The organism is uncultured Flavobacterium sp., assembly GCF_963922255.1.
Classification (GTDB): Bacteria; Bacteroidota; Bacteroidia; order Flavobacteriales; family Flavobacteriaceae; genus Flavobacterium.
In genome coordinates, this window is sequence record NZ_CAWUIC010000001.1 from 59,120 (window position 1) to 71,657 (window position 12,538).

A 12,538-nucleotide genomic window follows, 5' to 3' on the forward strand; every position below is an offset into this window, starting at 1 on the left:
AATATAGAATTCTTTAAGAAAAACATGAATAATAATCAGACCATAAGTAATGAAAATGAAATAGATACAGAAAAAGTATCTATGGATATTGTTTTAGTAAATGGTGAAAAATATTATAAAATTTCCAATAACAATGCTATGCGTCCCTTTTTTATGAGTATAGTAAGTGATGCAAATCATTGGATGTTTATTTCAAGTAATGGTGGTTTAACAGCTGGAAGAAAAAATGCTGAATTTGCTCTTTTCCCATATTACACAGATGATAAAATAACAGAATCATTTGACATAACAGGCAGCAAATCTATTTTTCAAATTCAATTGAATGGTCAAACTCATATTTGGGAACCTTTTTCGGAACGATTTTCTGATAATATATATTCCATTTCCCGTAATTTATATAAAAATCTTTATGGAAATAAAGTAATATTTGAAGAAGTCAATCATGATTTAGAAATTACTTATAGCTACCAATGGAACTCAAGCAATAAATATGGTTTCGTTAGAAAGTCTGAATTAGTAAATAATTCTAATAAAAATTATAAAATAAACCTTTTAGACGGAATCCAAAATATCCTGCCTTATGGTGTTAGTAGCGATTTACAAAATGCAGCTAGTAATTTGGTCGATGCCTATAAAAGAAGTGAATTGCATGAAAAAAGTGGTTTGGGAATTTATGCTCTAAGTGCTATTATAGTAGATAAAGCAGAACCAAGTGAAGCTCTAAAATCAAATATTGTTTGGTCATTAGGATTGGAAAACCCAAATTATTTAGTTTCGTCTTTACAACTTTCAAAATTTAGAAAAAAACAAAAAGTTACTCCAGAAAACGACATTAAAGGGGAAAAAGGAGCATATTTTTTAAATACTGAAATCAACTTAAAAGCAAATTCAAAAGAAGAATGGATGCTTGTTGCAAATGTAAATCAAGATCATTCTGACGTAGCTCAAATCATCAATACCATTCAAACTGAGAAAAATATAGCTAATTCAATTAATGATGATATTGAATTAGGTACGCAAAAACTAATTGCCTTAAATGCTTCTTCGGATGCTTTGCAATTAACCAACGATAATTTAAGAGATACAAGACATTTTGCCAATACATTATTCAACATAATGCGCGGTGGAATTTTTGACTTTAATTACCAAGTTGAAAAACAAGATTTTAGTTCTTATCTAAAAAAGGCAAATACTTTAGTCTTCCAAAAAATAGAAAACAATTTAAATCAGTTACCAGAATTATTTTCATTAGAAACCTTAAAAGAATTTGCTTCTAAACAAAATGATTCAGATTTTGAAAGATTAAGTTTAGAATACTTACCACTAAAATTCAGCAGAAGACACGGTGATCCAAGTCGTCCATGGAATAAATTTTCAATTAATACACAAAGTGAAATTGACGGTTCTAAAATTTTAGATTACGAAGGAAATTGGAGAGATATTTTCCAGAATTGGGAAGCATTAGCTCATTCTTTTCCTGAGTTTATTGAAAATATGATTCATAAATTCTTAAATGCAACCACTTTTGATGGGTATAATCCATATAGAGTAACTAAAGACGGTTTTGATTGGGAAACGATTGAAGAAGATAATCCTTGGTCATATATTGGCTATTGGGGTGATCATCAAATTATTTATTTGTTGAAGTTTTTAGAAATTATTCAAAAGCACCAACCCAAGAAATTAGAGGAGTATTTTAACAACGATATTTTTGTATATGCCAATGTGCCTTACGTAATTAAATCGTATGAAGATATTCTCAAGAACCCAAAAGACACGATTGAATTTAATCACAAATTAGATTTAAAAATTCGTGAAGAAAGAAATACAATTGGTGCAGATGGAGCTTTGCTAAAAGATGCTAATGGTGAAATTTATAAAGTCAACTTTATTGAAAAAATGTTGGCTACGGTTTTAGCAAAAATGTCCAATTTTATTCCTGAAGGTGGAATTTGGTTAAATACGCAAAGACCAGAATGGAACGATGCCAATAATGCATTGGTTGGAAATGGTGTTTCAATGGTTACACTTTATTATTTGAGAAGATTCTTAAATTATTTCCAAAATTTAGTTGAAAATTCGGAAGTCGAACAAATAAAACTATCTAATGAAATGGTAGAATTTTATCATGCTGTAAGAGAAAATTTAATAAAATATGAACACTTATTACAGGGAAAATTCACTGATTTAGATAGGAAAACAATTTTAGATACTCTTGGGAAAGCTGCTTCAGAATATCGCAATCAAGTGTATCAAAATGGCTTTTGGGGAAATAAAAGAACGCATTCCATGGCTGGTTTAAAACGATTTATAGAAGTAAGTTTAAAATTTATTGACCATTCCATCGATGCTAATAAAAGAGCAGACAATTTATATCACGCTTATAACTTAATGACTGTTGAAAACGATAAAGAAGTTTCAATCTCATATTTAAGCGAAATGCTTGAAGGTCAAGTTGCTGTTTTAAGTTCAGACTATTTGTCCTCTAAAGAAGCTTTAAGCGTTTTAGATGGTTTAAAAAGCAGCAAATTATTTAGAAAAGACCAATACAGTTACATTCTATATCCAAACAAAGAATTACCAAAATTCATTGAAAAAAATACAATTTCAGAAGAAGCTGTTTTAAAATCTGAATTACTTAAAGAATTAGTAGCCAATAACAACACACAGATTATCGAAAAAGATTGTTTTGGAAAATACCATTTCAATGGAAATTTTAAAAATGCAGCTGATTTAGAAAAAGCATTAGAAGCACTTTCTAAAACTTCTTATTCAAATAAACTTCAAAAAGATAAAAAACAGGTTTTGCAAGCTTTTGAAGAAGTTTTTAATCACAAATCATTTACAGGTCGTTCTGGTACTTTCTATGGTTACGAAGGTTTGGGTTCAATCTATTGGCACATGGTTTCAAAACTACAATTAGCGGTTCAAGAATGTTGTTTGAAAGCTGTTGAAGAAAATGAATCACCAGAAATTATAGGAAGATTATTAGAATATTATTATGAAATTAATGAAGGAATTGGTGTGCACAAATCTCCAGCATTATACGGAGCTTTCCCAACTGATCCTTATTCACATACTCCAGCCGGGAAAGGTGCTCAACAGCCAGGAATGACAGGTCAAGTGAAAGAAGATATTTTAAGTCGTTTCGGTGAGTTAGGTGTTTTTGTTAAGAATGGAAAATTATACTTCAATCCATGTTTATTACGCAAAGATGAATTTCTTACAAAAGCTAAAACATTTAAGTATGTAGATTTAAATTTCAATCAAAAAAGTATTGACTTACATCAAAATTCGCTTTGTTTTACTTATTGTCAGATTCCAGTTATTTATAAAATTTCCGATAAAAAAGGTATTGAAGTTCTATACAACGACAATACAAATAAACAGTTTGAAACATTGACTTTAGATGCAAATACAAGCAAACAAGTTTTTGAAAGAACTAATGAAATCAATCAAATAATTGTACACGTTTTAGCAAACGATTTAAAATAAAACAATGAATTGCAAGGCATTATTACATACTAAAATAACCTTAAAATCTATTGCTATAAGTGCATTGGTTTTGATTATGTTTTCATGTAAAAAAGAAACTAAAATAAGTAATTCCCCAAAAAGTAAACAAGTGACTGCAAAAGATATACTAGGAAATCCAAATTATCAAGCCATATGTTATGGTGGTTATCGAAAGACTTCAAGAGATGTCCAACCCACAATAGCACAATTAAAAGAAGATTTACTGATTTTAGCAGCTATGAATATTAAAGTGGTTCGAACTTATAATGTTCATTTAGCTCATGCTTCTAATGTTTTGATTGCAATTTCTGAATTAAAAAAAGAAAATCCAAATTTCGAAATGTATGTAATGTTAGGTGCTTGGATAGATTGCAAAAACGCTTGGACAGAATTAGAACCCAATCATGAAGTTGAAAGTGAAAGAAATGCCAAAGAAATTGATGAAGCAGTTCGATTAGCTAACAAATATCCAGAAATTGTAAAAATTATAGCAGTTGGAAATGAAGCTATGGTAAAATGGGCAACCAGTTATTTTGTACAAGCTAATGTGATTTTAAAATGGGTTAATCATTTACAAGAATTTAAAACGAATAATAAATTAGATAAAGATTTATGGGTTACATGTTCTGATGATTTTGCTTCTTGGGGTGGAGCAGAAGATGTTTACAAAACAAAAGATTTAGAAGCACTTATTCAAGCTGTAGATTATGTTTCTATGCATACCTATCCTTATCATAATTCGCATTATAATCCAAATTTCTGGAAAATTCCAGCTGATGAAAATTCACTTTCTGATTTAGAAAAAGTAAATGCTGCTATGAATCGTTCTTTAGAATTTGCCAAAATGCAATATAATACGGTTAAAAATTATGTAAAAAGTATCAATCCAAGTAAACCCATTCATATTGGTGAAACAGGTTGGGCTTCAAGTTCAGATGGTTTTTATGGTGATGAAGGTTCAAAAGCTTCTGATGAATACAAGCAAGCCCTTTACTATAATGCTATGAGAGCATGGACAAATAAAGAAGGAATCTCATGTTTCATTTTTGAAGCTTTTGATGAACCTTGGAAAGATAGTGGCAATCCATTAGGTTCTGAAAATCATTTCGGACTAATTACAGTGGATGGAAAAGCAAAATATGCCTTATGGGATTCAGTTGACAACAAAATATTCGAAAATTTAAAGCGAAATGGAATGTCAATTACCAAAACATACAATGGTAATAAAGAAGAATTAATGAATAATGTTTTAGTTCCACCAAATCATTAATCATATGAAACATTTAAAAACTACACTTTTCACCTTTTTAATAATGACAATGATTAATTGTAATAAAAAAAATGATGCTCTAGAAATTGAAGTTTATGAAACGTCAGCTTCTGGAAATACTTTGACTAAAGTTACAGAATTTACAAAAGCAGATAGTTTAATTACGATTGATTTAAATTCAGAAGAAAAATTCCAAACTATTACTGGTTTTGGAGGATCTTTTACGGAAGCTTCGGCCTCATTACTTAATCGCTTAAGTTCAGAAAAGCGTAAAAAAGTGCTAGATGCTTACTTTAGCGAATCAGGTGCCAATTATTCATTGACTAGAACACATATAGCTTCATGTGATTTTTCATTAAACAATTACACCTATGCTAAAGTCGAAAATGACATGACTTTGGAACACTTTACTATTGAAGATGATAAAGATGATCTAATTCCAATGATAAAAGAAGCTAAAGCTATTTCAAAAGAAGGATTTAAAATTATTTCTTCACCATGGTCTTGTCCTCCTTGGATGAAAGACAATAAAAAGTATGTGGGTGGAAAATTACTACCAGAATACAATGATGTGTTTGCTTTATATTTTTCAAAATATTTAGAAGCTTATAAAAAAGAAGGCATTGATATTTGGGGTGTAACAGTAATAAACGAACCTCACGGAAACGGAAACAATTGGGAAAGCACACATTTTTCTCCAAAAGAAATGACCGATTTTGTACAAAATCATTTGGGGCCAAAATTAGAAAAAAACGGTTGGGGAAATACTAAAATTTTAGGTTATGACCAAAACCGTGCAGGAATAAAAGAATGGGCAGATGAAATGTACAGAGATGAAAAATCCTCAAAATATTTTGCAGGAATGGCTATTCATTGGTATGAAAGTACGTATGAAGTTTTTCCAGAAGATTTACAATATGCTCACAAAAAGGCTCCGAATAAATACTTAATTGAGACAGAAGGTTGTGTCGATTCAGAAATTCCACATTGGCAAGACGATGCTTGGTATTGGAAAAAAGAAGCAACAGATTGGGGTTGGGATTGGGCAAGTGAAAAAGAAAAATATTTACATCCAAAATACGCTCCAGTAAATAGATATGCAAATGATATCATTGGATGTTTAAACAATTATGTTGATGGTTGGATTGATTGGAATATGGTTTTAGACCGACAAGGTGGACCAAATTGGTTCAAAAACTGGTGCGTAGCTCCTGTAATTGTTGATCCTGAAAAAGACGAGGTTTATTTCACACCACTATATTATACGATGGCCCATTTTAGCAAATTTATGCGTCCAGGAGCAGTCAAAATTGGATGTGTAACAGATTCTAAAAATGTAGTTTCAACTGCAGTACAAAACCCTGATGGTAGTATTGCAGTTGCTATTTTTAATCCTACAGAAACTAATTATTCAGTAGAATTGAAATTGAATAACAAGAAAAGAATCATCACAATTCCGGCAAAAGCTTTGCAAACGGTTGTGATTAAATAATAATTTAAAAACACATAATTATGTCAAATAATACTTCAAAAGGAAAAGTACCGATGGGCCAAAAAGTAGCTTTTGGATTAGGTATGTTAGCCAATCAAATGTTTCCTGCAGCATTAGGTATTTTTATGGTTGTTTTGGTTCAAGATTTAGGTTTTCCAACATGGATGTGGGGAATTCTTTTTTTCCTACCTAGAGTTTTCGATTCTATCACTGACCCAATCATGGGATTTATTTCTGATAATACTAAATCAAAATGGGGCAGAAGACGTCATTATGTTTTTGTAGGTGCTATTATAATGGCAATTTCATTCATTTTAATGTGGCAGTTGGAAAGAGCTGATGGTATTTCTTATAATTTTACATACTTTCTATTGTGGTCGTTAATGTTCTACTTGGGACTCACTATTTTCAGTGTGCCTTATGTAGCAATGGGATATGAAATGAGTGATGATTTTCATGAAAGAACAAGTATTATGGCTGTCGCTCAATGGATTGGACAATGGGCTTGGGTAATTGCTCCATGGTTTTGGGTTATAATGTATGATCCTGAATGGTTTGCCTCAGCAGATATTGCAGCTCAAACATTAGCCATTTGGGTTGGTGTTGGATGTGGTATTTTGGCAATAGTTCCAGCCATTTTTATTAAAAGTAAATCCACTTTAAATGACGATAATTTGAAACCGTTGACCATGAAAAATATTGGTTCTAGTTTTAAAGAAATTATAAAAGGTTTTCAAGAAGCATTTAAACTAAAACCTTTTAGAAAATTATGTATTTCTACTTTTTTTATTTTCAACGCATTTAATACTGTTGCTGCATTTTCTTTCTTTATAATTGTTTATTACTTATTTAATGGTGATGCTGGTGCAGCTTGGATTTGGCCAACCCTTTTTGGAAGTGTTGGTGCTTTGGCAACGACTTTTGTTGTGATTCCAATTGTAGCTAAAATGTCGAAAGCAATGGGTAAAAAGAATGCTTTTTTAGTTTCACAAGGGATTTCAATTTTGGGATATATTTTATTGTGGTTTTTATTTGTTCCTGGTAAACCCTATTTGTTTTTAATAGCTTTACCTTTCTTTTCTTTTGGAATTGGTGGGTTATTTACCTTAATGATGTCAATGACAGCTGATGTTTGTGATTTAGATGAATTGAATTTCGGACATCGACGTGAAGGAATTTTTGGTGCGATTTATTGGTGGATGGTTAAATTTGGTTTTGCTATCGCTGGTGGTTTGAGTGGTTTAATTATGTATGTAATAGATTTTACTCCTAATGCAGCTACTCAACCAGAAGGTGCAGTAACCGGTTTACGAATCTTTTTCTCAGTATTTCCAATAATGGGAACATTGATTGCCATGTATGTTATGCGAAATTATGATATATCAGAAGAACGAGCATTAGAAATTAGTGCAGAATTAGCCAAAAGAAAAGGAATAAAGAAAAAACAATCTTCATCTTATTTACCTGGCAAATTGAAATCATTAATCAAAAGTGATACAAATATTAATACTTTAAATGGTTTAGACTTAAGTTCAAAAACAGAATCAGAGATCAAAGAACAATATATAAAAATATTAAATGATGGATTACATGGTCTTTGTTTTAGTCCTTATGTCGAAGGTCAACAAGCTGGTGATATTTTATCGGTATCTCAAATTAAAAGAAGGTTAGAAATAATTGCTCCACATACCAAATGGATTCGTTCTTTTTCTTGTACAGAAGGAAATGAATTAATTCCAGAAATCGCACATCAAAAAGGATTAAAAACAGTTGTAGGAGCTTGGATTAGTGATGATAAAGCAAGAAATGAAAAAGAAATTGAATCGCTAATTCAATTAGGAAAAGCTGGTTTAGTTGACATTGCTGCTGTAGGAAATGAAGTTTTACACCGAAATGAAATATCAGAACAAGAACTTTTAGGATATATTTTAAGAGTTAAAAAAGCTTTGCCAAATGTCAAAGTCAGTTATGTTGATGCCTATTATCAGTTTTTAGATAGACCTAATCTTGTAGCACATTGCGATTTATTGTTAGTGAATTTTTATCCTTTTTGGGAAGGAGCTAACAATGATTTTGCGCTTACTTATTTACATCATATGTTGGAATTAACTCAAACGGTTGCTAAAGGAAAGAAAATTATCATTTCAGAAACTGGTTGGCCAAGTAAAGGAGAAAGTGTTGATGAAGCTATTCCTTCTCAATATAATGCTATGAAATATTTTGTAAATTCTCAAGAATGGGCTAAAGCCAATAATATAGAATTATTTTATTTCTCTTCTTTCGATGAATCATGGAAAGTAAAACAAGAAGGAACAGTAGGAACAGCTTGGGGAATTTGGGATAAAAATGAAAAATTAAAATTTGAACATTTAACCGATACATATGTCATTTAGAAAAGATTATATAGATTATTTAGACACTGTTGACTATGCTAATCCAGATTATGGTGTTGGTTTAGATTTTACTGAAAAATCAGAACAAGAAATTCAAAATCTTTTTAATGAAGTATTTAATAAAGGCATGCACGGCCTTTGTTTTAGTTTATATGAAGACGGACAAAAACCAGGAGATATAATTTCAGAAGAACAAGTTCGCAGAAGAATGAAAATTATTGCTCCTTATACCAAATGGGTACGCTCTTTTTCATGTACAGAAGGAAATGAATTTATTCCAATTATAGCTAAAGAATATGGCATTAAAACACTTGTAGGTGCTTGGTTAGGAAATGATCCAGAAATTAACGAAAAAGAGATTGAAGGTTTAATCAAATTAGCCAAAGAAGGTTATGTCGATATTGCAGCTGTTGGAAACGAAGTAATGTATAGAAAAGATTTGTCTGAAGATGAATTATTAGGTTTCATTGCCAAAGTAAAAAAAGAAATTCCTTCCAATATTCCGGTTGGATATGTTGATGCTTATTATGAATTTACTATCAAACCTAGAATTACAGAAGCTTGTGATGTCATTCTAACCAATTGTTATCCTTATTGGGAAGGAAGTTCCGTAGATTATTCTTTAGCACACATGAAGAGCATGTACCATCAAGCTAAAGGTGTTGCCAACGGAAAAAAAGTAATTATAACCGAAACAGGTTGGCCAAGTCAAGGTGAAAGTTTTAGAGATTCTCATCCATCAACTGAAAATGCTATTAAATATTTTATCAATTCGCAATTATGGTCAAAAGATGAAAATATTGATATTTTTTATTTTTCTTCTTTTGATGAATCTTGGAAAGTAGGAGCAGAAGGAGAAGTTGGTGCTTATTGGGGAATTTGGGATAAAAATGAAAAATTAAAATATTAAAATATCTGTAAATAATGATATCAAAGAAATAGCTTTTTTATGATTAAAAACGCAAGTATTTGATTTTAAAAATTCATTTTTGATACTTTTTTCAAGAAAATTTTGAATTAAATTTGGAATTCATTCAAAAATTATGTTATATTTGGCTCATAAATCACTAATAATCAATTAGCCTATAGCAAATAAAAATACTTTTTAAAAATTATTTAACCCCAATTAAAAGGTATTATTATGGCTAATAATCAACTTCCTGACGCAATTTTAGTGCAGCAATATATAGCTGGAGATGAACTAGCACTTTCTCAACTAGTAGAAAGGCATCAATCGAGAATTTACGGATTTATTTATTCAAAATTAAATGATCGCGATCTTTGCGATGATATTTTTCAAGATACATTTATTAAAGTTATTAGAACTTTAAAAACAAAAACATACAATGAAGAAGGAAAATTTCTTCCTTGGGTAATTCGTATTGCACATAATCTTATTGTTGACCATTATCGTAAAAACAAGAAAATGCCAATGACAAGAGAAACAGAAGAATATTCTATTTTTGAATTTCTTAAAGATACTTCCTCAACTATTGAAGGTCAACTGATTACGGAACAAGTTGAAATAGATTTAAAGCGCTTAATTGAAGAATTACCAAACGATCAAAAAGAAGTTTTGGTAATGAGAATGTATGAAGATTTAAGTTTTAAAGAAATTTCAGAACAAACAGGAGTTAGTATAAATACAGCACTTGGAAGAATGCGTTATGCATTAATGAATTTAAGAAAACTAATTGATAAAAATCAGATTGTTTTGACGAATTAATATTTGTTTAGTTATATATTATGCTTATTGAACCATTTTGATATTCTCAAAATGGTTCTTTTTTTTTACGAAATAAATAATTTTAACATTTATACAATATTTAATTCTCAATTTCGTTATAGTATAAACAATCATATATATGGCAAAAATTTACTCTAAAGAAAAATTAGCTTCTTCAAAAATGTTACCTAAAAAAGAAACTATTCAACTGATTTTAAGTTACTCTGCAGCATTAAATGTTGTTAAAGTAGGTAAGAAAAAATTTGAAATTATAGCTAATTAAGAAAAAATCCTGATAGAAAATATCAGGATTTTTTTATTTTAAACTAGTTTTAAGGTCTATTTTAATTTCTTATAATATTCATTTAAAACTGATTTTCTGCCTATTGTTTTGGTAATGATATCTTTTTCTAAATCCCAGCCTCTAGCTTGAGAATATTCTCTTCCATACCAAATAATTTGTAAGTGCAAATCATTCCACAATTCTCTTGGAAAAATAGCTTTTGCATCTTTTTCTGTTTGAGTTACATTTTTTCCATTGGTTAAATTCCAACGGTACATTAATCTATGAATATGTGTGTCTACTGGAAATGCAGGAACACCAAAAGCCTGACTCATAACAACACTTGCTGTTTTATGTCCAACTGCTGGTAATGATTCTAAAGCTTCAAAACTTTGTGGAACTTCTCCGTTATATTTATCAATTAAAATGTGTGATAAACCATGAATTCCTTTCGACTTCATAGGAGATAAACCACAAGGTCTAATAATTTCTTTTATTTCTTCAACACTCATCTTTACCATATCAAAAGGATTGTCTGCTTTTGCAAAAAGAAGAGGTGTAATTTGATTCACTCGTACATCTGTGCATTGAGCTGACAATAAAACAGCAACTAATAAAGTATAAGGATCTTTATGATCTAAAGGAATTGGAATTTCAGGATATAATTCATTTAACGTATTTATAACAAATGTTGCTCGTTCTTTCTTGGTCATTTTTGTACTTTTATAGATGTAAAATTAAGCAAATTCAAGAACAAGTTCAATACCAATAACAAGTTCAATTTAAAAAATAAAATATGACAACTTTAAAAGCAGGAGATAAAGCACCCAATTTTTCAGGATTAGACCAAAATGGAAACCAACATACTTTAGCAGATTATAAAGGAAAGAAATTAGTTGTTTTCTTTTACCCAAAAGCAAGCACACCAGGTTGCACAGCAGAAGCTTGTGATTTAAGAGATAATTTCAAGAGATTTGAAGCTCAAAATTATGCTTTATTAGGAGTTAGTGCTGACAGTGCAAAAGCACAAACCAAGTTTATTGAAAAATATGATTTACCTTTTCCTCTTTTAGCCGATGAAGATAAAAGTGTGATCAATGCTTTTGGAGTTTGGGGACCAAAGAAGTTCATGGGAAAAGAATATGATGGCATCCACAGAACTACTTTCATTATTGATGAAAACGGAATCATTGAAGAAGTAATTGAAAAAGTGAAGACTAAAGCACATGCTGCTCAGATTTTGGGGTAGTGGGTTAACGTTTTGCGTGTATGAGAAGTAGCGGATTAAAAAGCACTTCACTTTCAGTTTGACATTGACTTTTATTAAAAGCACTGACCTTTGATTTAGTAATGAACCCGCTATTTCTCATACACGATGTTGTAGTGCGTTTTTTTTATTCAATTATATACCTATGAATACTCGTATTATATATTTGAGTTTTAAATTTTCTTTTGTCAATCATAGTGTCTTTTCTTTTTTTAAAGTCAATATGAAAAATTTCGTAATCTGATTTAACAACTTTCACTTCATAACAGTCATTAATTTTAATTCCTAAATTTTTAATACCGTATTCTGTTAAGTCCGATATTTTATGGAAAACAGTGTCATTTTTCACGAAATAAAAATAAACAACATCTTTTCTCGTTGTAGTTCCTTTTGGGGAATTAGGTTTTAATTTTTCTACAATGCCGTATGTTGTAAATGAATTATTTTTTAATTTCTCTAATCTATTCTGTCTATAGAAATATAACAGAGTAAAAATAGGTAAAACAAAAAGTAAAATATATCCAATTGTCTTTATAGAGCTAGATTTTTTCTTTTGTTTTTCTATTTTCCTATTTTCCATATTTAATTTTC

At 30.1% G+C, this 12,538-nt stretch carries 10 protein-coding genes; 8 read left to right on the forward strand and 2 right to left on the reverse strand.

Annotated features, from left to right (window positions below; genetic code table 11):
• The first annotated feature begins 24 nt into the window (after window positions 1-24).
• From AABJ49_RS00245 to AABJ49_RS00275, 7 genes are all read left to right on the forward strand, one after another.
• The gene (locus AABJ49_RS00245; protein ID WP_338374965.1) at window positions 25-3,495 is read left to right on the forward strand and encodes a hypothetical protein; all 3,471 of its coding nucleotides are present in this window, start codon (window positions 25-27) and stop codon (window positions 3,493-3,495) included.
• 4 nt (window positions 3,496-3,499) lie between these two features.
• Window positions 3,500-4,786, forward strand: coding sequence for a glycosyl hydrolase family 17 protein (locus tag AABJ49_RS00250; protein WP_338374966.1), 1,287 nt, complete (start codon window positions 3,500-3,502; stop codon window positions 4,784-4,786).
• A gap of 4 nt (window positions 4,787-4,790) precedes the next feature.
• Window positions 4,791-6,278 (forward strand): glycoside hydrolase family 30 protein, encoded by a 1,488-nt coding sequence (locus tag AABJ49_RS00255; RefSeq protein WP_338374968.1) that lies wholly within the window; start codon window positions 4,791-4,793, stop codon window positions 6,276-6,278.
• Window positions 6,279-6,298: 20 nt separating this feature from the next.
• Window positions 6,299-8,671, forward strand: coding sequence for an MFS transporter (locus tag AABJ49_RS00260; protein WP_338374969.1), 2,373 nt, complete (start codon window positions 6,299-6,301; stop codon window positions 8,669-8,671).
• Entirely contained in the window at window positions 8,661-9,581 is a 921-nt protein-coding gene (locus AABJ49_RS00265) for a glycosyl hydrolase family 17 protein (protein WP_338374971.1), read from the forward strand. The genes AABJ49_RS00260 and AABJ49_RS00265 overlap by 11 nt, the downstream gene beginning before the upstream one ends.
• Window positions 9,582-9,812: 231 nt before the next feature.
• Window positions 9,813-10,397 (forward strand): sigma-70 family RNA polymerase sigma factor, encoded by a 585-nt coding sequence (locus tag AABJ49_RS00270; RefSeq protein ID WP_338374973.1) that lies wholly within the window; start codon window positions 9,813-9,815, stop codon window positions 10,395-10,397.
• 139 nt (window positions 10,398-10,536) lie between these two features.
• Window positions 10,537-10,680 carry a hypothetical protein gene (locus AABJ49_RS00275; protein ID WP_338374976.1) on the forward strand — a complete coding sequence of 48 codons (144 nt, stop codon included), beginning with the start codon at window positions 10,537-10,539 and terminating at the stop codon, window positions 10,678-10,680.
• A 56-nt stretch (window positions 10,681-10,736) separates the two neighbouring features.
• Here the strand turns inward: AABJ49_RS00275 and nth are convergent, their stop codons facing one another.
• Entirely contained in the window at window positions 10,737-11,393 is a 657-nt protein-coding gene (nth, locus tag AABJ49_RS00280; RefSeq protein ID WP_338374978.1) for an endonuclease III, read from the reverse strand.
• 83 nt (window positions 11,394-11,476) lie between these two features.
• Between nth and bcp the strand changes: the two genes are divergently transcribed.
• The gene (bcp, locus tag AABJ49_RS00285) at window positions 11,477-11,929 is read left to right on the forward strand and encodes a thioredoxin-dependent thiol peroxidase (protein ID WP_338374980.1); all 453 of its coding nucleotides are present in this window, start codon (window positions 11,477-11,479) and stop codon (window positions 11,927-11,929) included.
• Between the two features lie 145 nt (window positions 11,930-12,074).
• Here bcp and AABJ49_RS00290 read toward each other — a convergent pair whose 3' ends face one another.
• The gene (locus tag AABJ49_RS00290; protein ID WP_338374982.1) at window positions 12,075-12,527 is read right to left on the reverse strand and encodes a hypothetical protein; all 453 of its coding nucleotides are present in this window, start codon (window positions 12,525-12,527) and stop codon (window positions 12,075-12,077) included.
• Window positions 12,528-12,538 lie beyond the last annotated feature (11 nt).